Here is a 21,550-nt window from a genome sequence, read left to right as displayed (position 1 = left end):
GAGGGAATGAAATGGCAACAGTAACGATTCAAGCGGAGGAAGCAAAACGATTAGTCATACAACAGCTGACCAAAGTGGGTTTAAATGAAGAAAATGCCGGGAAAATCGCGGAAGTATTGGTTCATGCCGATCTTAGAAATGTCAATTCCCATGGTGTTTTACGAACAGAGCATTATGTGAACCGTTTACAGGCAGGAGGAATAAATCCCGATGCACAGATTTCCTTTCAAAAGACAGGACCCGTTACCGGTGTAGTTGATGGAGATGATGGATTTGGTCATGTGATCAGCGACGTGGCCATGGACCATGCGATCGAAATGGCCAGAGATAATGGCGTGGGCATGGTGACTGTTTTTAATAGCAGCCATTGCGGAGCACTAAGCTATTTCGTTCAAAAAGCCGCTGAAGCAAAGTTGATTGGAATCGCAATGTCACATACCGATAAAATTGTGGTCCCATTCGGAGGGAAAACTTCTTTTCTTGGTACCAACCCAATCGCTTACGGAGTTCCTGCCAAAACGAAGAAACCCTTTATACTTGATATGGCAACTTCCAATGTTGCACTGGGGAAAATCCTCCAGGCACGGGAAGAGGGAAAGGAAATCCCTGAAGGGTGGGGAGTGGATGAAAATGGAGCTACGGTCACAGACCCGAATAAAGTCGTTTCCCTTTCCACTTTCGGAGGCCCGAAAGGCTATGGCCTATCCGTAATTGTAGATGTGTTTTCTGGATTATTGGCCGGTGCGGCATTTGGCCCGCACATTGGGAAAATGTATGACGATCTTGATAAGAAACGGAAGCTGGGACATTATTTTTGTGTAATTAATCCTTCGTTCTTTACGGATACTGATATATTTCTAGAGCAAATGGATCAAATGATCGAAGAGCTGCAACAGGTTGAACCTGCTCCAGGGTTCGATCGCGTATATGTACCGGGTGAGATTGAACAAATCAATGAAGAAAAAAACCTGAAACAAGGAATTACGATAGCATCAAGTGTTTATGAATTTCTTACAAAGTAGGTGGGGAAATGAAAGCGGTTCAAGTACGTAAAGCTCATGAACTTATCATTCAAGAAGTTGAAAAACCACGGATTTCGAACTCGACGGATGTCCTTGTAAAAGTAAAAAGAGTCGGGATTTGCGGATCGGATATGCATATTTACCATGGCACCAATCCTCTTGCAACTTTGCCGCGGGTCGTTGGGCATGAAGTAGCGGGAGAAGTTGTGGAGATAGGTCAAGGCGTCGCGGGCATAAAAGTTGGGGACCACGTTGTTATTGAGCCCATCAGTTATTGCGGTGAGTGTTACGCCTGCCGCAAAGGACGCCAAAATGTTTGTGAAAAACTTTCCGTTTTTGGCGTGCATGAAGATGGTGGGTTGAGGGAATGGTTCGTCCTTCCCGAGAAACAATTACATGTTGTGGATTCCGCTTTAGCTTGGGATGAAATAGTATTGGCGGAGCCATACACAATTGGAGCACAGGCCGTTTGGAGAGGCGAAGTCGAGGAAGGGGAAACCGTGCTAATCCAGGGAGCTGGACCTATTGGGATATGCATTTTAAAGATGGCAAAGCTTCAAGGAGCATCTGTGATGATCACGGATTTAAGTGATGAGCGTTTGGAATTCGCTAAAGAAAGCGGCGCTGATATCACTGTACATGCGGGAAAGGAAGATGTTCAAAAACGAGTGGAAGAATGGACGAATGGGGAAGGGGCCAACGTCGTCATTGATGCAGTATGCTTGCCGATGACCTTTGAATTGTCCTTTGATGTAGTGTCAACGGCCGGGCGGATTGTCGTACTCGGTTTTGATGAACGTCCTTCAGCTATTTCCCAGCTTCCAATCACTAAAAAGGAAGTATCTGTGAAAGGATCTAGATTGCAAACCGACCAGTTTCCAAAAGTGGTTAAGCTTTTGAATGAAGGCAAACTCAGACATGAAGGTTTAGTCACCCATACATTTTCGCTCGATGATATCCAGGAAGCATTTAATTTTGTTGAAAATCATCCCGAACAAGTTCGAAAAGCGATCATCGTTTTTAATTAAGGGGGTAGGAGTCATGGATAAACACTCAATCATACATCAAATAACGGAAACGAAAGTTGTAGCTGTTATCCGGGGACAGGATGCAAAAGAGGCGGTACAGCTGTCTAACGCTGCTGTAGAAGGAGGTGTTCGGGCAATCGAATTGACTTATACAACACCGGGAATTGAAGAAGCTTTCAAAGAACTGCAAAATACGGAAGCACTCTTAGGGGCAGGCTCTGTACTTGATTCTGAAACGGCACGACATGCGATTTTAGCTGGCGCCAATTTTATCGTCAGTCCCTATTTTGTCAATGGAGTAGCCGAACTATGTAATCGATACGGCATTCCCTATATGCCTGGTTGCATGACAATTAGAGAAATGGCTACATCATTGGAAGCAGGTTGTGATGTTTTAAAGTTATTTCCGGCAAACCATTTCGAACCTTCTTTCATCAAGTCGGTTAATGGACCACTGCCTAATGTAAGGATCATGCCAACTGGCGGAATAAATTTAGATAACATGAAGGACTGGCTTAATGCAGGCGCGGTAGCAATCGGTATCGGCAGTGACTTGAACAAAGCCTATCAGAATGGCGGCTATGAGGCCGCAGTGGAGTTAAGCAGAAAATACATGCAGAAAATTGCGGAATGACGGAGGTGCATGATGAACATTACATTTAGATGGTACGGGAAAGACAATGATACCGTTTCATTGGAGCACATTAAACAGATTCCTGGAGTGAAAGGGATCGTCTGGGCACTTCACCAAAAACCTGTTGGTGAGGTATGGGAAAAGGAAGAAATTAAAAAAGAAATCGAGTATATCCAATCATTTGGTTTTCACACGGATGTCGTAGAAAGTGTAAATGTCCATGAATCGATTAAATTGGGTAACGAAGATCGCATGATATATATAGAGAAATACAAAGAGACGATCCGGAATCTTTCGGAAGCTGGAGTGAAAGTCATTTGTTATAACTTCATGCCGATTTTTGATTGGACTCGGACTGAAATGTTCCATCCTTTGGAAGATGGCTCAACTGCCCTGTTTTATGAAAAGGCGAAAGTGGATACGTTAGATCCACAAGATTTAATTCGTACGGTAACGGAAGCCTCAGATTTAACTTTACCAGGTTGGGAACCAGAAAAGATGGATCAAATCTCTGAATTATTCGAAGCTTACAAAACTGTGGACGAAGAGCAGCTGTGGGCGAATCTTGAAATATTCCTAAAAGAAATATTACCTGTTGCCGAGGCTTGCGGTATAAAAATGGCAATACACCCGGATGATCCGCCATGGTCCATTTTTGGCTTGCCAAGAATCATCACCGGAGAGTCGAGCTATGAAAAACTGATCTCGATTTCGGATTCACCGTCGAATGCGTTCACCATGTGTACAGGCTCGATGGGGGCAAACCCTGAAAATGATATGGTCCAAGTGGCTAAAAAGTATGCAAACCGTTCGCCTTTCTCCCATATAAGAAATGTGAAGATTTATGAAAATGGCGACTTTGTGGAAACATCCCATCATACCCAGGATGGATCCATCAATATACAGGGCGTCGTGGAAGAATTGAATAAGCAAAATTATACTGGTTATGTCAGACCGGATCATGGCCGCCATATATGGGGTGAAGATTGCCGCCCTGGATACGGTTTATATGACCGAGCATTGGGAATCATGTATTTGCTCGGATTATGGGATGCATATGAAGCTGGTAAATCAGGTGGGGAATCATGATCCCCATACATGAAAACTTAACGAACAGGGTGGCAGTCATCACTGGGGGCAGCGGTGTTTTATGTTCCAAAATGGCTGTGGAATTGGCCCGTCATGGTGTCAAGATAGCTATATTGAACAGAACGGCAGAAAAAGGTCAAGAAGTGGTCGAACTCATTGAACAAGCAGGGGGAACTGCGATATCAATCGCGGCAGATGTTTTGAATAGAACCTCATTGGAGGATGCAAGAGGGAAAATAATTGATACGTTCGGAAGAGTGAATCTATTAATAAATGGAGCGGGTGGCAATCATCCTGATGCCATTACTGCTCCAGAGAAATATGGGGAAGAAGCAGAAGGAAAATCATTTTTTGATCTGGATGAGGATGGTTTCTCCCAAGTTTTTGCCAGTAATTTTACCGGTACATTTTTGGCAAGTCAGGTTTTTGGAAAAGAATTATTGCAAGTGGAAGCACCAGTTATCGTAAATATATCTTCCATGAGCGCCTACGCTCCAATGACTAAAGTACCAGCATATAGTGCCGCCAAAGCTTCGATAAATAATTTTACCATGTGGATGGCTGTTCATTTTGCCGAAGAAGGTTTACGGGTGAATGCCATTGCTCCAGGTTTCTTTTTGACGAAGCAAAATCGGGATCTTTTGCTTAATGAAGATGGCAGTCTGACGGCAAGGTCTGATAAAATCATTACTTCAACACCCATGAAGCGTTTCGGGCAGCCTGAAGATTTACTTGGTACATTGCTTTGGCTCGTTGATGAATCCTATTCGGGCTTTGTCACAGGAATTACGGTACCGGTCGATGGGGGCTTCATGGCATATTCGGGCGTCTGAAGCCAGGTCCAATAAAAAGGCGAACAAGTTAAGGTTTAAATTAGTTCAACGGGTTGGGAAATTGTCTTTTTACTGCATCAGATGGTGATTGTAAAGCTTTACTTATTATAATAGAATATTCCTTATATATAAGCCATTTTGGTATTAGGCAGAAAAAATTGAAATCACACGACAGGAATGAATGAAATGAAAACCATTACAATTACTGATGTCGCCAATCACGCGAAAGTATCAAAAAGCACAGTTTCCCAATACCTGAACAAACGCTATGAATATATGAGTGAAAAAACAAGGAAAAAGATTGAAAAAACAATAGAAGAGTTAAACTATCAGCCTAATATAATAGCGCGCAGTTTAAAACAAAAATCCACTTTTACCGTTGGGGTAGTGGTTGCCAATATCCTTCACACGTTTTCAACGCAAGTTATTAGAGCTATAGAAAACTACTTTTATGAACAAGGGTTCCACATTATCGTTTGCAATGCAGATGACAATCCTGAAAAGGAAAAGAATTATATTGAAATGCTAAGGGCTAAACAAGTGGATGGGATCATCATTTTCCCCACAGGGGACAATCTTGATTTATATCAACGTATGAAGAGTGATCAATTCCCGATTGTTTTCATGGATAGGACGATCGAAGAATTGAATATTGCTACAGTCATGCTCGATAATCACCTTGCTTCCAAGTTAGCGGTCGATCGGTTTATTGAAAAGGGTTTTGAAAACATTGCAATCATAACCACTTCAATAATACGCGATATCAGTCCTCGAATCGAACGGATCAAAGGGTACAAGGATTCTCTCGCGTCACATGGGATACCATTCAATTCAGAATATATTAAAACTGTGAATGCAGATGAAATTCCGGTTGCGCTTTCAGAATTTTTCGAATTGGAAAAGCCGCCTCAAGCCATTTTGGCAGGAAATGATATCGTACTTAATGAAGTATTGCGTTATATGAAACAGCACGAAATCAATATACCTGATGACATAGCGGTCATAGGAATCGATGATGTTCCTTATGCCAGTTTCTATACACCGACCATCACAACGGTTAATCAGCCGGCCATTGAAATGGCAAACTTGGCAGCAGAGTTACTGCTTAGTCAAATCAATAAATCAGGAAAAGAGGATACTAGCGTCCATCGCTTGAAGCCGACTTTGCTTTCAAGGAATTCTTGCTAGATTCGGATGTAAGAATTCCTGTGAAAAAGAAAGCGCTTTTTTTACGGGAATTCTAAACCGATTTAGTTTTTGGGTCATATAGGTTTTACTCTTGGTTATTAAATGGAAACGTTTCCAAAAATGCTGCTGCATTTATAGAAACGTATAGGGGGGTTCTTTATGTTTTCAAATGGTAGAGGAATGGTTATCGTTTTCTTGTTCTTGGCAGGGGTAATAAACTATCTGGACCGATCTGCACTATCCATTGCAGCTCCGTTCATCCAAGATGATTTATCCCTAACAGCAACACAGATGGGAATTATCTTTAGTAGCTTTTCAGTTGGTTATGCCGTATTTAACTTTCTTGGAGGAATGGCGTCCGATAAATGGGGAGCAAAGCTTACGCTTTTCGTGGCAATGATCGTTTGGTCATTATTCAGTGGTGCACTTGTGCTTGCTGTCGGTTTTGCCAGTATGATAGTCATCCGCATCTTGTTTGGGATGGGCGAAGGCCCTCTTTCAGCAACCATCAATAAAATGGTGAATAACTGGTTCCCGTCAAATCAACGGGCATCTGTCGTTGGTCTGACGAATAGCGGGACTCCGCTTGGTGGCGCAATCGCAGGTCCAATAGTTGGATTCATTGCCATCTCATATGGATGGAGAGTTTCTTTCATTGCCATAATGATAATTGGTCTTATTTGGGCGATTTGCTGGTGGAAGTTCGTTAAAGAAAAACCACAAGAGTCAAAAGAACAGAAACATACAGGAAAATCTTATGTAGCGGCAACATCGGAAGGAAAGGTGAAATTCACCTTTTATTTAAAACAAAAAACTGTTTTATTTACAGCTCTAGCCTTTTTCTCCTACAACTATATTCTCTTCTTTTTCTTAACTTGGTTCCCAAGCTATTTGGTGGATGCACGCGGCCTAAGTGTGGAAAATATGAGTATCATTACAGTGATTCCTTGGATCTTTGGATTCATCGGACTTGCTTTGGGTGGATTCGTGTCGGATTTCTTCTTTAAAAAATTCGCTCAAAAAGGTGTTTTATTCTCACGTAAACTCGTGCTTGTAACATGCTTGTTCTTATCGGCAGTATGTATCGGTTTTGCCGGACTTGTATCCACGACGGTCAGTGCGGTAACGCTTGTAGCACTTTCCGTCTTCTTCCTATATTTGACTGGTGCCATTTACTGGGCAATCGTCAACGATGTCGTAGACCCTGGTAATGTTGGATCTGTTGGAGGTTTTATGCATTTCTTGGCAAATACAGCAGGAATCATCGGACCGACGTTAACAGGATACATTGTCGATACCTCAGGCACATACACAGTTGCATTCTTGCTTGCTGGTGGATTGGCCATCGTTGCATCGCTTGCAGTCATCCGTTTTGTACGACCGATAGTAAAGCCTGCGTAATAGATTGTTAGAATGGAAGTGTCTCCCAGATGGAAGACACTTCCATTTTTCATTTGTATTAGGCACGCCTAGCGAAGCCGATTTTCTTTTCGAAATGTAGCTGGTGTCTTTTCATTGTATTTCTTAAAGGTACGATAAAATTGGGGCATGCTTTCAAAACCACACATTTCAGCAATATGGGCAATGGTGTGATTCGTTTCCAGCAAAAGTTCCTTTGCCTTGATGATTCTTTTCGTGTTTAGATACACGATTAAGCCGATTCCAGTCGTTTCCTTAAAAACTCTGCTGAAGTGAGCGGGACTGACCAAAGCTTTTTGTGCAAGTGCCGTCAGTGTTAATGGTTCATCAATTTGTTCATTAATATAGATTAAAATATCTTTGATCCATTCTGAGCTATAGCTGCCCTCGGATAAATCCTCTTTGCCATTTATCCGGGTACGGTATAAATCAAGTATGATCTGATGAACGATCAGCAAACAAGCATGCCTTGAGCCTATTAATTGGCTAGTTGTTTCTTGCAGGATGAGCTGTAGCTGTTCCTCCAACTTTACTTGCTCCTTCTGCGGCAATGATATTTTGTAATTCTTACTCTTTTTTGTCAGATCAAACAAGTGTAAATATGAAAAAGAATCATCAACCACATCTTTATATATTAATGTGGGACTGAAAAAAATAATGGTGGAGGTGACAGGGTCGTCCTTATTCGGTAATGCCCTATGAATGGTATTATTCGGGATCAGGAATACATCCCCTTGCTGCATATCATAAAACACATCACCAATAAAAAAGGTCCCTTTACCGTTATAAACATAAACAATTTCATAATAGTCATGCATATGATCGGACAATTCATTCTGGGGACTTTTCGTATCTTGATAGACAAAAGAGAATGGGAAGAGTAAATCATGGTTTAATGCATTATGAATTTTTTTCATTTGTTCATCTCCTGAAAGTATAATACAACAAGAATGAGTATATTTATAGCAAAAAACGCAATTTATATCTCATAAATTGATGTTAAAATTAAAATAGATTTAAAAATTAAAAAATTCAAGGGAAAAATGAAAGGGCTTTCGGAATGAATTGACGTTTGGTTCTGAACGTCTTACTCATGATAAGGAGGGACAAAATGAATAAATATGTTCAATTGCATTCAAATGATGATGTTGTTATTTCCTTGGAGGGAATTCATAAAGGACAGAGCTTCCAGATTCAAACAGAAGACAGTGGAATGATCCATATCAAGGCAAATGACGACATTCCTAAAGGGCATAAAATGTTAGTGAAACCGGTTAAACAAGGGGAGGACGTAATCAAATTTGGCTACTCGATCGGAAAAGCTAAAGAAGATATCTCCATTGGCGATTGGGTTCACACCCATAATCTAGCATCCGGTTTGCATGGTATATTGGATTATTCCTATCAACCTAGCATTCAAGATACAAATGAGCCAAGTCAAAATCATACCTTCCAAGGATATATCCGTGAAAATGGGGAAGTGGGTATCCGGAATGAAATCTGGATAATCAATACGGTAGGCTGCATCAATAAAACATGTGAACTTCTCGCTAAAATGGGCAATGAGCAGTTTAAAGATCGTCAAATCGATGGGATTCATCACTTTTCCCACCCCTACGGTTGTTCTCAATTGGGAGATGATTTGACCCATACGCAGAAACTATTGGCAGCCTTGGCTCAACATCCAAATGCAGCAGGGGTTTTAGTTGTAGGATTAGGGTGTGAGAACAATCAAATCGAAGCATTTAAAGAAGCCATAGGCGAATTTCCTCCTAATCGGATTAAATTTTTAAAAGCTCAGGAGGTTCAAGATGAATTGGAGAGCGGCTTACGTTTAATGGGGGAATTAGTGGAATATGCGGAAAGGTTCGTGCGCCAGACCGTACCAGTTTCAAAGTTGAAAATAGGCTTGAAGTGCGGTGGTTCCGATGGTTTTTCAGGCATTACCGCTAATCCATTGGTTGGTGCGGTTTCCGACTTAATAGTGGAAAGTGGCGGGACCACGATATTGACAGAGGTTCCTGAGATGTTTGGAGCGGAAACGATATTGATGAACAGGGCAAGGGATGAAGAAACCTTTAAGAAAATCGTTGGCCTTATTAATGATTTCAAACAGTATTTCATTCGCCATGATCAGGAAATTTATGAAAACCCTTCACCTGGAAACAAGGAAGGCGGCATAAGTACACTGGAGGAAAAATCACTTGGATGTACACAAAAAGGGGGCCATGCCACTGTAGTGGATGTAAGCCCATATGGACAACGAGTAGAGAAGCATGGTTTGAATTTAATCAATTCTCCTGGCAATGACCTGATTTCGGTGACGGCTTTGGCAGCAGCCGGCGCACATATCGTTCTATTCACTACGGGAAGGGGAACGCCGTTTGGGGGACCCGTGCCTACTGTAAAAATAGCTACGAATTCGGATTTAGCCGATCGTAAAAAGCACTGGATTGATTATAATGCCGGGCGGTTGATAGAAGGTCAAAAAATCGATGAATTAAAGGACGATTTATTCCATTACATTCTTGAGCTTTCAACAGGTAAAAAGAAAACGAATAATGAAAAATTCGGATATAGGGAGATAAGCATCTTTAAAGAAGGAGTCATTCTCTAATACATACACAATTTCTATCAAGTTATTAAAAAGGAGTGTTATTCAGTGAAAAGTATCGTTTGTGAACAACCTTTTGAATTTAAGATGATACAGTCGGAAAAACCAGTTCCAAACTCAGGGGAAGCTTTGATTCGTGTGCGGCGCATAGGTATATGCGGAACGGATATTCATGCCTATGGAGGCAATCAACCCTTTTTTAGCTATCCTCGAATACTTGGCCATGAATTATCCGGTTTTATTGAGTCGATACCGGAAAATGAATCTGGGCTTAATGTCGGGGATCAAGTATCGATCATCCCCTATATGGAATGTGGAGAATGCCTGGCTTGCAGAAGTGGAAAAACGAATTGCTGTACGGATATGAAAGTGTTGGGTGTACATGCTGAAGGCGGCATGAGTGAGTGGATAACGGTTCCTTATAATCATTTGGTGAGAACCGAGGGTCTCACACTTGACCAATCCGCAATGATAGAGCCTTTAAGTATAGGGGCTCACGCAGTTAGACGCGCTGCTATTCATAAAGGGGAATTTGCACTTGTAATTGGTGCTGGGCCAATTGGCTTGGGAGTCATGGCATTCGCTAAAGAACAGGGTGCTAAGGTGATCGCAATGGATGTAAATGATGAACGCCTTGTGTTTGCCGGCAAATGGGCAAATGCCGATTATACTTTGAATGTTTTGGAGAATCCAATGGAGAAATTAGCCCAATTGACGAATGGAGATATGCCAAGCGTGGTATTTGATGCGACAGGTAATGCTAAGTCAATGATGGATTCATTTAAATACCCTGCTCACGGCGGAAGATTGATTTATGTAGGTTTAGTTAAAGCGGATATTTCCTTTAATGACCCTGAATTCCACAGTAAAGAGCTTACATTAATGGGAAGCCGCAATGCAACAAGGGATGACTTTGATTATGTCGTGAATACGCTGAAAAATGATTTGTTGGATATGAGCCAGTATATTACCCACCGCACACATTTGGATGAAATGATCAATCAGTTTGAAGGTTGGTTAACTCCTGAAGCTAAAGTGATCAAGGCCATTGTCGAAATATGAACATTAGTACGCTGTCATAAGGAAACCACATAAAACGCAATCCGAATTGGATATTTCTATTAGAAAGGAGTTCCTTGATCATGAACCTAAATAAAAGTCAACTGAAGCATCTGAGTAAAGATACAAACGCTGCCCAATATTCACATATGATGGAACTTCCCATGAAAGTATTGCAAATAGGGGAGGGGAATTTTCTTCGAGGCTTCTTTGATTGGATGATTCATGAATGTAATAAACAAGGACATTTCATGGGAAGTATTGCAGTTACCCAGCCCCGCCCCGCCGGAAAAGGGAAAATAGAGGAAGTAAAGCGGCAAGATGGACTATATACATTAATGTTACGTGGTTTTCACCAAGGCGGGAAAGTGGAACATACAGAGATCATTTCCGTTTTTTCAAAGGTAATTGATCCATATGAAGAATGGATGGAATTTTTAGCACTATCAGAAAATCCTGAATTGGAATTTGTAGTTTCCAACACGACTGAAGCAGGACTCAAATACCAGCCGATTCCTTTGGAAGAAGGAAAGCCGATTGAATCTTATCCAGGAAAGCTGACTGCTTTTTTGTATCATCGTTATCTGCATTTCAACGGGGATGCGAAAAAGGGACTGATCATGCTTCCATGTGAGCTTTTAGAGAGAAATGGTGATTCATTGAAGCAATATGTTCTTAAGCATAGCAGGGATTGGGATTTACCAAAGCCATTCATGGAGTGGGTGGACCGGGACAACCTATTCCTAAACTCGCTTGTAGACCGTATCGTTACAGGATTTCCAGCCAATGAGTCGGACAACCTATTTGCTGAATGGGGATACAAGGATACTCTGCTAAATACGGCAGAACCCTACCATTTATGGGCTATTGAAGGTGACCCTTGTATTGATCAACGTCTTCCTTTACAACAATCCGGCTTAAATGTGCATTGGGTAAAAGATTTGACACCTTATCAAATGAGGAAGGTAAGGATACTTAATGGTTCACATACCTTGTTGGCTCCTTTAGGCATTTTATCTGGATTGGAAGAAGTAAAACAGGCAATCGATCATCCGGAATTCAGCCAATTTCTGAGCAATGCCATCGAAAAGGAAATAATTCCTTCATTACCTTTTGATCAAAATGAGATGATGCAATATGGGGAAAGTGTTCTTGAGCGATTTAAGAATCCTTTTGTACATCACCTCCTGGCCGATATCTCGCTGAACAGTATTTCGAAGTTCAAGGCCCGTCTCCTGCCTACCTTGGAGGAATATCATAAGGCGAAAGGCAGGCTGCCCGACTGTATCGTAAAAGGTTTTTCGGGCCTGATCCGATTTTATAGGGTTAACGAAACCAAGGGGAGTTATATTGGTAAAAGCTTTGCGGGTAAAGTCTATGTCGTTAGAGATGATATAAAGGCAATTGAATTTTTCAGGGAACAATGGCTTCATTTTGAGAGGGAAGAAATCCCGCTTAGACAATTGGTAGAGGCAACGTTAAGTAATCAATATCTATGGGGGAAGGATTTGAGCGGTATCCCTAACCTTGGAAACGAATTATGCCAATATCTAGAAGGGATGATTGACTGAAATTATCCGTTGAAAGGATTTGGACAAGGTTAAGTTCATGAATAACATTACTATCTATTATTTTTTTCTTTATTTTATTTGTATTTTTGGTATACTGAATTAGTGATATTTTTTCTTGGTAGTTTCCTAATGGAAAGATATTAAAAGAATTACATATTCTTTATTCCCGTGAAGGGGAGTAGCGTCAGGGATAACCTGAAATAAAGTCGTCATTACGTGGGAATCCCACCGGCTTTATTGGCCTAATTCATTTAGTGCTTAGCGAGACCTTTGCCATTTATGGCAGAGGTCTCTTTATTTTTGTAAAAAGGAGGAATTTGTGTTGGATTTTTTAACAGGTGAATTCATTTCAGGACTTTTAGCGATCATTATGATAGATTTGGTTCTAGCCGGTGATAATGCGATCCTTATTGGATTGGCTGCAAGAAAGCTTCCAAAAGAACAGCAAAAAAAGGTGATAATATGGGGAGCGGTCGGCGCAATTGTGATAAGGATCATTGCAACGCTGCTTGTTGTTTGGCTATTAGAGGTGCCGGGACTGCATTTAATAGGGGGATTACTTCTTGTATGGATTGCTTATAAGCTCCTTATCGATGAAGAAGAACATGATGTGAAGCCTGCAGACTCTATGTGGGCTGCTATAAAAACCATCATTATTGCAGATGCATTGATGGGATTGGACAATGTCCTAGCTGTTGCAGGTGCTTCTCATGGTAACTTCACTTTAGTGGTGATCGGTTTACTTGTATCAATTCCAGTAGTGATGTATGGAAGCACTTTGATCCTGAAACTGATCGAACGCTTCCCATTCATCATAATAATTGGTGCGGGAATACTAGGCTGGACAGCTTCTAAAATGATCGTAGCTGAACCTTTCATGCACGACTACTTTGCAAATCCCTTCATTAAATATGGATTTGAAGCAATAGTGGTAATTGGAATCCTGGTAGCCGGGATTTCAAGACAGAAAAATATCGAAAAAGAAAAAGCAAACAGAGAAAAAATGCAAATCGAACGTAATGGATAATTGATACAAAGAGACCTTTCGAAATGAAAGGTCTCTTCTTTTTGTCTATGCCATATAAGTACAAAACAAGAAAAAGGATGTACCAAAGTCCGCACTTTGGTACATCCTTTTGCGAATTAGCAAACGATAACATGCACTTCAATCATGATATCTTAGCCAAATGAGCATATGGAGCATTCACCCTATTTATTAGTTTAAGTTAATCCATACACTTTTGACTTCCGTATAATTATCCAAAGCATAACTGCCCATTTCCCGACCGATTCCACTTTGTTTATAACCGCCAAATGGGGAAGCTGCATCAAATGCGTTATAGCAGTTTACCCAAACTGTACCTGCTTTTAATTCATTAGCCACATAATGGGCTTTTTTTACATCCTGTGTCCATAAACCTGCAGCTAATCCATATTCTGAGTTATTTGCACGGTTTATCACATCATCCAAATCGTCAAAAGGCATCGCAGCTACAACAGGCCCGAAGATTTCCTCTTTAGCGATTGTCATTTCGTCTTCAACGCCTGCAAATATTGTAGGCGTTACAAAATAACCTTCTCCTTGTCCGTAATTACCCCCGGTAACCACTTCAGCTCCTTCAGACTTTCCTTTTTCAATATAACCGCCGACTCTTTCCATTTGTTCACTGGATACCAAAGGACCTATCTGGGTAGATGGATCAAGACCGGCCCCTTGTTTAATGTTTTTTGCATGGGACACTAAGTCAGCTACCACGTTATCATAGGATTTCTTTTGAATGTACAGGCGGGAACCGGCACAGCAAACTTGTCCTTGATTAAACATGATGCCCATTAAAGCTCCAGGAATGGCTTTACTCATATCTGCATCCGGTAAAATGATATTAGGTGATTTCCCGCCTAATTCCAACGAGATTTTTTTCACGGTTCCCGAAGCTTGGCGCATGATCATTTTCCCTACTGAGGTTGAACCAGTAAAGGCAATTTTATCGACATCAGGATGATCTACAAGCGGTGACCCTGCTGTTTCACCAAATCCAGGTATAACATTGAGAACGCCGGGAGGAAAACCTGCTTCAAGCGCCAATTGACCTAAATATAATGCTGAAAGCGGCGTTTGCTCCGCTGGTTTTAAAACGATCGTACATCCGGTTGCAAGGGCTGCGCCTAATTTCCATGCGGCCATAAGTAAAGGGAAATTCCAAGGGATGATCTGCCCTACCACCCCGACTGCTTCATGACGGGTATAATTGAAGTAATTCCCAGCAACAGGTATTGTTTGTCCCACTATCTTAGTGGTCCATCCAGCATAATAACGGAAGTGATCAATTGCAAGGGGGACATCGGCATTGGTGGTTTCTCCAATCGGCTTGCCATTATCCAGGGTATCCAATTGTGCTAACGCTTCTTTATGTTCCTCCATGAGGTCCGCTAATTTATAAATGAGGCGACTGCGTTCCGATGCACTCATTTTTTTCCATGGACCGTTGTCGAAAGCCTTACGGGCTGCTTTGACTGCTTTATCTACATCTTCCGGACCTGCTTCACTCACAACCGCTAAAACCTTGCCGTTTGAAGGATCGAGGGTCTCAAAGGTTTTTCCTGAAGCAGCTTCCACCAATTCCCCATTAATCAAAAGCTTTTTAGTGCCCTTCAAGAATTCCTGCACTCTCGGATTAAGTTTAATAGTTTGTTCCATGTATAATACCCCTTTTCATTTGGATTTTAAGTTCGATATTTGTTTTGTTCGGACAATGGCGTTCCTCTAAGTAAAAGGATCAGGCATAATCTTATGTTTTTGATACTATTCTCATTGACTGACTTGCAGCAAGTCTGAATATCTTTAAAAACTGGATTACTTGAATTCTTTCCCCCCTTATCATAAGGAATCAATTTCTCGACATGTAATTATGCAAGACTTATGCCATAACAAAAAACCAATGAAACCAGCTAAAGAAGATGCTGGAGGGACATGGGAAGGTGGTAAACTGTTCCATATTGGAACAGGAAGTTGTACCAATATGGAACAAAAAAGATTAGAAGTTGGCATAATGCGTTTTCATTTTGGTTGGTATCTGAATTTTCTGTTATAATTAAACTGAATGAACGAACCCTAAATGCTCTGAAACTTTGGATTACATAGAGTTTCATTAATGAAATTGAATAAAAAACAGTGGCCGATTTACTGGATTATACATACGGGAGGATTATTCAATGTCTGTTAATATAAGCTCGGATAAAGGAACCGTACCGGCATTTATTCAAGAATCATGGCAGCGGTGCATTTCGAAGGGACTTCAGCCAAGCATGATGGATAGGGAAGATATGCTTGGTGCATTCGAGTTGGCCGAATACCACGATCGATATGCGGAACTCCTGTACCATTCTTCTCCCATTTTAGAAGAAGTTTATCGCTCGATTAATGGTTTGGAGTCCATTTTATTACTTGCTGCTCCTGAAGGATATATCATTGAAACAGTTGGGGATCCAGCTTTCATTCGGCATGCAGATAATGTTTCCCTAAGAAAAGGGGCTAATTGGCTAGAGGAATCAAAAGGAACAAATGCGATAGGAACAGCCATAGTAGAGAAAAACCCTGTACTAATTCATGGCAGTCAACACTTTCATCAGGATAACCATTTCCTTACTTGTGCCGCATCGCCCATTTATCACCCTGAGGGGCATCTGCTTGGTGTTCTGAATTTAAGCAGTCATCAACAGAATTATCATCCTTTTTCCATTAGTTTAGTTCAGAGGGTGGCTGATAGCATCAAACAAGCACTCTTATTGTCACATACACAAAAAAGGGAGAAAAACCTTTATTTTATATATGATTCATACCCTGATCCGTTAATTACCCTTGATAAAGAGGGAAAAGTTACAGATCTCAATATAGCGGCGTCACATGTTATCGGCACAATGGAAAAACCAGTATCGAATATAATATCAGGTACAGACCCACTTGTTTTAGAACAGAAGGTTTCAATTAAGGACCAGGAATTCCTGGTTCAAACCCTTGGTAAAAATATAGAACATCAATCCTCCATGATCGTAAGGTTAAAAAAACAAAAATTGATTGATGGTTTAAAAACTAATCGTTATCAATTTACCGATATAATAAGTAATGATCCGCAAATGAATCAAACCATATCCATTGCTAAAAGAGCTGCAGCGCTTGATATCAGCCTGCTAATCACTGGGGAGAGCGGAACGGGAAAAGAACTGTTCGCTCAATCCATTCATGGGGTTAGCTTAAGAAGTGATAAACCATTCATCGCCATCAATTGCAGCGCAATTCCCGAAAACTTATTGGAAAGTGAGTTATTTGGATATGAAAAGGGTGCCTTTACTGGCGCAAAAAGCGGCGGGCATAAGGGGAAATTCGAAGCTGCAGATGGCGGTACCCTGTTTTTGGATGAAATTGGGGACATGCCGCTTAAAGCTCAAGCGACTCTGCTCCGTGTGCTTCAGGAACGATGTGTGACGCGCGTCGGAGGACATGCTTCCATTCCAATCGATGTAAGGGTCATTGCCGCCACCAACAAAGACTTACAAAAAGGAATTGAAGCTGGGGAATTCCGTGCAGATCTATTTTTCCGTCTTTGTGGATTGTCTTTAAAACTTCCAAATCTAAGGAGTCGTAAAGATTTATTGCTGTTAGCAGAATATATTTTAACGGATTTACCTTATAAGAGCGAACATACCGAACTAACTGACGAAGCTAAAACATTCATTTTGGAATATTCGTGGCCAGGTAATTTCCGTGAATTGCAAAATGTGCTGGGACAGGCTGCATTCCTAGCTGATAATGGCCCGATTACTAGGGAATTGGTTGCGGCACTTTGTCCTGTTTCTTCCATGACGCATGAGGAAGGGGCAAATGCCGATCGAGAACCAAGAAACTTTCAAGAACAAGAAACCCTACTTATCAGGAATGCATTGGAACGAACAAATGGGAATATCAGTAACGCAGCGAAACAACTCGACATCGGCCGTAATACGCTATATAGAAAAATGAAAAAGTATGGAATCAACTTTCAAAAGTAAGAGACTCACAGTATATAAAAAAATATGAAGGATCTTTTTATGACAATTTCAGATTCCCGACCTGATTTGGTCGGTTCTTTGTTATCGCAAGTAACTATATGCGGACTAGCATACCTGTCTCCTTATAAGCTACATTTCACCTAAAAAACAATAAATAATGAAGTGCAGGATATCAAAATCTCATATAGAATGATGTTATTGATGTAGTAACTAAATTCCGCAAGGGGATGTGTGGTCAATAGTATGGAGTTGTCATCTGAACATAAGAAGTATAAACATATATTGATTCAATATTTGGAAGAAAATGAATCTGTGTTTTTAAATGAATGGAACGAGACTATTAAGATCAATGAAATAGACCCCTACAAAGATAGAATTAAGGAAAATGGTTATGGGATGTACTCACTGGTCATCCAAACGTTCAAGGAGGTATTGTCTGATGATGTGCTGATAAAATTGGCTTACCAAGTTGCAAAAGAACGTCTTGAAGCAAATATCAACATTGGGGATTTTCTATATAATATCAATTTGGGAAGAAATATCATAATCAGAAATGTTTTTGGCGCCAATATCCCAATTAAATATATGCAGAGATTCATTAATGACATTAACCTGCACTTTGATACGTTCAGCTACCATGCAGTAACTAGATATACGAATCTTACAAATGAAGTGATTGAGGAAAAAAAGTCTTATATTAGTGAAAACCACAAAGATAAATTAGCGGTACTGGGTCAAATATCATCAAGCTTTGTACATGAGTTCCGTAACCCTCTTACAGCTATCATGGGGTTCAATAAATTATTGAAGAGGGAGAATCCCGACTTGAAATATTTGGATATCATTGATTATGAGTTAAACCAGTTGAATTTCAGGATAACCCAATTCCTCCATACCTCTAAATCTGATTTTAATGAGGAACAAAGAGAGGAAATTGCCGTATTAAAGTTAATTGAAGAAATACAAGAATTGACATATGCAAATATTGTGGATGCCAGCGTTAATGTGGAAATAGATATTTATCCAAACTTCGTCATGACAGCGAGCAAGGATGGGTTAAAACAAGTGTTCTTGAATCTTTTTATTAATTCCATTGATGCCTTAAAGGATAAGGAACATCCTAGAATTTTGAGGATAAACTCTTTAATTGAGGCGAATGAAAGAATAATTCGAATTTCAAATAATGGACCGGCCATTGCCAGTGAATTGATCGAATCTATTTTTGAGCCCTTTGTCACAACGAAAGAATTAGGAACGGGAATTGGATTATACGTATGTAAAAAGATCATTGAAAGTAATGATGGATATATGAATTGTGTCTCCAATGAAAATTTAACCACATTCAGCATCCATTTCCCCGAAGTTCAGTACTGAATCATAAGGGTTTCATACATATCAGTAGGGTAATTTACATACAGCATTATATACATATCGAATTTTTTCGAAGCTTGTAAACATAGAGTTTTAACTATTAGAAGGAGGGGCATACCGGTTCTGCCGGTGTTTTACATATAATCATTCTCAGTGTAAATAAATTTATTTGGAAGATGCCAAGAAATCATAATTAGGATTTTAGCATCTTCTTTTTTATCCCTGTATTTTTCAGTATATATGTGTCGAAATAATAAAAGAAAACAAATAAATTGTCATTTTTTGATTCGTTTATGAATCGAAAAGGGTCGATAATTAATGTATGAATCGAAAATTGAAATAATAATTCAATATTGAATCGTTTTAAATACATAAAAGCGTTAAACCCTAATAAAATAACTATCCTTTTTTTGGCATGGATATTGCTTTTATTATATATGTATAAAATTTTAGTGAGAGAGGGTGCTTTTATTAAAGGAAGTGTAAGGAAAGAAAGGGTAGAGCGGGATATCTATATTTTTACATAAAAGGACTTCACTCAACATAAGTGCAAAAACAGCAAGGTTCTTTGTACTTTCAGTTGAGGTGCTGATGTTAGTAAAGAGGGAATATAAATCGAAAAGCGGTTACGGTTAATAGAGTATATGCTGTGCAATATACATATAACGATCGTGAATTTGGCCTCATTAAAACTAATGATGAAACGGGAATAGGACTGCACTGTAAACATCGTTTTGAATGAAAGATTTCTACTAAGGTACCCATGAGCAATGGTTTACTGTACAAAACGGAAATTAGACAGTTTTAAAGGATGGTGACAATAGTGGCACTTCAAACAAATGAATTGAAACATGGTCTTAAGACCAGGCATGTCACAATGATTTCTATTGGCGGGGTAATTGGGGCAGGACTATTTATCGGAAGCGGAACAATAATAGATTCAGCTGGGCCTGGTGCTATTTTATCCTATATAATCGCTGGATTGATGATCGTGCTTATAATGCGTATGCTGGGTGAAATGGCTGTGGTAAATCCTGATAGCGGATCCTTTTCAACATATGCGCATCAAGCATTTGGTCCCTGGGCCGGATACACGATCGGCTGGTTATACTGGTTCAACTGGGTTATCATCATTGCTATAGAAACTACGTTATTGGGTACTATGATTCATGATTGGTTTCCTGGTATACCCATGTGGGCTGCTAGTCTATCCTTCCCTATATTAATGACGATTACGAATATCTATTCAGTCAAAGCTTATGGGGAATTTGAATACTGGTTAGCTTTCATGAAAGTGGCTGCCATTGTAATATTCCTCTTCCTGGGTGCCGCCATGATTTTCGGATTTGTTCCGGGATTTGATTCACCAGGCCTTTCAAACATTACTGGAGATGGAGGATTTTTACCAAAAGGGTTTCTGCCTGTCCTTCTTAGTGTGATTTTCATTACTTTCTCTTTATCGGGAAGTGAGGTAGCTGCCATTGCTGCAGGAGAGTCTGAAAACCCTGAAAAAAATATTATTAGAGCCATAAACAGTGTTGTATGGCGTCTCCTTCTTTTCTTTGTTGGTTCAGTGACCGTGTTGGTTCTCGTAATCCCCCAAGGGGCTGAAGATTTACTGAAAACCCCCTATGCCAGCGTATTTGACATGGCAGGCCTGCCGGCAGCGGGTCAAATCATGAATATCGTAATCTTCACTTCATTGCTTTCTGTTTTGAATTCAGGCCTTTATACAAGTTCTCGTATGCTATATTCTTTATCAAAAAAAGGTGATGCACCGAAAATTCTTTCCCGAGTGAATAAGCGGGGAATCCCGATTTGGGCGTTAATGGCAAGTGTTTTCTTTGCTTACGTGTTCACGACATTTAAATTTGTTTCTCCTGATAAATTGTTTGCTTTCCTCGCAAACAGCTCTGGAGGAGTCACTATGATCATGTATATCTTTATCGCCTTTTCTCATCTATATTTACGGAAAAAGACGGAAAAAGAAAATCCCGGGACACTCAAAGTGAAAATGTGGCTATTCCCTTATTTAACCTACGTGACCATTGCCGTATTATTTATTATATTCGTTGCTCAGGCGTTCATTGATTCCATGAGATTGCAATTCTTTCTTACAACCCTTCTCACTATTCTAGTAATTGGGTCATACTTTCTGTTTTATCATAAGAAAAAGGTAATTACTCCTGAACAAGATGCAAAACTAAAAAACATTCACGTTAAGGAAGGGTAATGGATACAGTAGTTTTATCAATTAAAGAAAGAAAACTTGATTATCCTTCATGGTTTTTACTTTTTTGGGGGTACACTTTGAACGTTGATTTTCACTCCAGGCACTCGCTTTCCGCGGGCAGTCCGGGAGCCTCCTCGGCGCTCTTTGCGCCTGTGGGGGTCTCCCTTGGACGCGCTTTTCTAAGCGGGAGTCTCGAACACCCGCTCCAATCAACTGAATTGTATTTTAAGAAAAAAAACTGTAGGCTGGTCTCATCCCGAACCATGTTAAATATGGTTTTTACGGTTTGATGTGACATGGCAGACAGTCGGCGGAAAAGGAGCGGATTTCTGAGATACTGGAACGTTTTTCAAATAAAAAACTGCAGGCAAAATCTCTTTTGAATTTGTCACAGTCTGGGCTGCTCTTAGTGGGCAGCTTTTTTTCTGGTTACAAAAATGATC

The 21,550-nt window shown here is 40.3% G+C and carries 17 protein-coding genes; 15 read left to right on the top strand and 2 right to left on the bottom strand.

Translation table 11 applies throughout. The features are described 5' to 3' along the window. Positions 1–11: 11 nt before the first annotated feature. The 7 genes from allD to ACSR9O_RS14835 all read left to right on the top strand — a co-directional run bounded on the left by allD (position 12) and on the right by ACSR9O_RS14835 (position 7,195). Positions 12–1,022 carry an ureidoglycolate dehydrogenase gene (allD, locus tag ACSR9O_RS14865; RefSeq protein WP_101225453.1) on the top strand — a complete coding sequence of 337 codons (1,011 nt, stop codon included), beginning with the start codon at positions 12–14 and terminating at the stop codon, positions 1,020–1,022. A gap of 8 nt (positions 1,023–1,030) precedes the next feature. Then, a complete protein-coding gene (locus ACSR9O_RS14860; RefSeq protein ID WP_101225452.1) occupies positions 1,031–2,050 on the top strand; it encodes a zinc-binding alcohol dehydrogenase family protein in 1,020 nt (339 codons plus the stop codon). A gap of 13 nt (positions 2,051–2,063) precedes the next feature. Beyond that, positions 2,064–2,684: a bifunctional 2-keto-4-hydroxyglutarate aldolase/2-keto-3-deoxy-6-phosphogluconate aldolase gene (locus tag ACSR9O_RS14855; protein WP_101225451.1), complete on the top strand. Its 621-nt coding sequence runs from the start codon at positions 2,064–2,066 to the stop codon at positions 2,682–2,684. A gap of 12 nt (positions 2,685–2,696) precedes the next feature. Continuing rightward, on the top strand, positions 2,697–3,773 hold the full coding sequence (uxuA, locus tag ACSR9O_RS14850; RefSeq protein ID WP_101225450.1) for a mannonate dehydratase: 1,077 nt from the start codon (positions 2,697–2,699) through the stop codon (positions 3,771–3,773). Beyond that, positions 3,770–4,606 carry an SDR family oxidoreductase gene (locus ACSR9O_RS14845; protein WP_491724617.1) on the top strand — a complete coding sequence of 279 codons (837 nt, stop codon included), beginning with the start codon at positions 3,770–3,772 and terminating at the stop codon, positions 4,604–4,606. The genes uxuA and ACSR9O_RS14845 overlap by 4 nt, the downstream gene beginning before the upstream one ends. Before the next feature lie 186 nt (positions 4,607–4,792). Further along, positions 4,793–5,794 carry a LacI family DNA-binding transcriptional regulator gene (locus tag ACSR9O_RS14840; RefSeq protein ID WP_491724616.1) on the top strand — a complete coding sequence of 334 codons (1,002 nt, stop codon included), beginning with the start codon at positions 4,793–4,795 and terminating at the stop codon, positions 5,792–5,794. Between the two features lie 159 nt (positions 5,795–5,953). Then, positions 5,954–7,195 (top strand): MFS transporter, encoded by a 1,242-nt coding sequence (locus ACSR9O_RS14835; RefSeq protein WP_101225447.1) that lies wholly within the window; start codon positions 5,954–5,956, stop codon positions 7,193–7,195. 68 nt (positions 7,196–7,263) lie between these two features. Here the strand turns inward: ACSR9O_RS14835 and ACSR9O_RS14830 are convergent, their stop codons facing one another. Then, the gene (locus ACSR9O_RS14830) at positions 7,264–8,130 is read right to left on the bottom strand and encodes an AraC family transcriptional regulator (protein ID WP_491724615.1); all 867 of its coding nucleotides are present in this window, start codon (positions 8,128–8,130) and stop codon (positions 7,264–7,266) included. A 194-nt stretch (positions 8,131–8,324) separates the two neighbouring features. Here ACSR9O_RS14830 and ACSR9O_RS14825 point away from each other — a divergent pair, with 194 nt between their 5' ends. The 4 genes from ACSR9O_RS14825 (at position 8,325) to ACSR9O_RS14810 (ending at position 13,484) form a co-directional block, all read left to right on the top strand. After that, entirely contained in the window at positions 8,325–9,830 is a 1,506-nt protein-coding gene (locus ACSR9O_RS14825; RefSeq protein WP_491724614.1) for a UxaA family hydrolase, read from the top strand. Positions 9,831–9,875: 45 nt separating this feature from the next. After that, positions 9,876–10,889 carry a zinc-binding alcohol dehydrogenase family protein gene (locus ACSR9O_RS14820; protein WP_491724613.1) on the top strand — a complete coding sequence of 338 codons (1,014 nt, stop codon included), beginning with the start codon at positions 9,876–9,878 and terminating at the stop codon, positions 10,887–10,889. A gap of 80 nt (positions 10,890–10,969) precedes the next feature. Further along, positions 10,970–12,457, top strand: coding sequence for a tagaturonate reductase (locus tag ACSR9O_RS14815; RefSeq protein ID WP_491724612.1), 1,488 nt, complete (start codon positions 10,970–10,972; stop codon positions 12,455–12,457). 322 nt (positions 12,458–12,779) lie between these two features. Continuing rightward, positions 12,780–13,484 carry a TerC family protein gene (locus tag ACSR9O_RS14810; RefSeq protein ID WP_101225442.1) on the top strand — a complete coding sequence of 235 codons (705 nt, stop codon included), beginning with the start codon at positions 12,780–12,782 and terminating at the stop codon, positions 13,482–13,484. A 189-nt stretch (positions 13,485–13,673) separates the two neighbouring features. Here the strand turns inward: ACSR9O_RS14810 and ACSR9O_RS14805 are convergent, their stop codons facing one another. After that, positions 13,674–15,155 (bottom strand): aldehyde dehydrogenase family protein, encoded by a 1,482-nt coding sequence (locus ACSR9O_RS14805; RefSeq protein WP_241590872.1) that lies wholly within the window; start codon positions 15,153–15,155, stop codon positions 13,674–13,676. A gap of 241 nt (positions 15,156–15,396) precedes the next feature. Here ACSR9O_RS14805 and ACSR9O_RS14800 point away from each other — a divergent pair, with 241 nt between their 5' ends. From ACSR9O_RS14800 to ACSR9O_RS14785, 4 genes are all read left to right on the top strand, one after another. Further along, positions 15,397–15,549 carry a hypothetical protein gene (locus ACSR9O_RS14800; protein WP_491724611.1) on the top strand — a complete coding sequence of 51 codons (153 nt, stop codon included), beginning with the start codon at positions 15,397–15,399 and terminating at the stop codon, positions 15,547–15,549. Positions 15,550–15,670: 121 nt separating this feature from the next. Then, entirely contained in the window at positions 15,671–17,503 is a 1,833-nt protein-coding gene (locus ACSR9O_RS14795) for a sigma-54-dependent Fis family transcriptional regulator (RefSeq protein WP_491724610.1), read from the top strand. A gap of 243 nt (positions 17,504–17,746) precedes the next feature. Then, positions 17,747–18,877, top strand: a complete 1,131-nt coding sequence (locus tag ACSR9O_RS14790) for a histidine kinase N-terminal domain-containing protein (RefSeq protein WP_101225438.1) — start codon at positions 17,747–17,749, stop codon at positions 18,875–18,877. Positions 18,878–19,688: 811 nt separating this feature from the next. Continuing rightward, positions 19,689–21,107 (top strand): amino acid permease, encoded by a 1,419-nt coding sequence (locus ACSR9O_RS14785; protein ID WP_157831147.1) that lies wholly within the window; start codon positions 19,689–19,691, stop codon positions 21,105–21,107. The last annotated feature ends 443 nt before the right edge of the window (positions 21,108–21,550 follow it).

The sequence above is a fragment of the Peribacillus sp. B65 genome (assembly GCF_058513295.1).
Note: the sequence above shows the minus strand (reverse complement) of the source record. Positions and strands in the feature narration are given on the sequence as shown.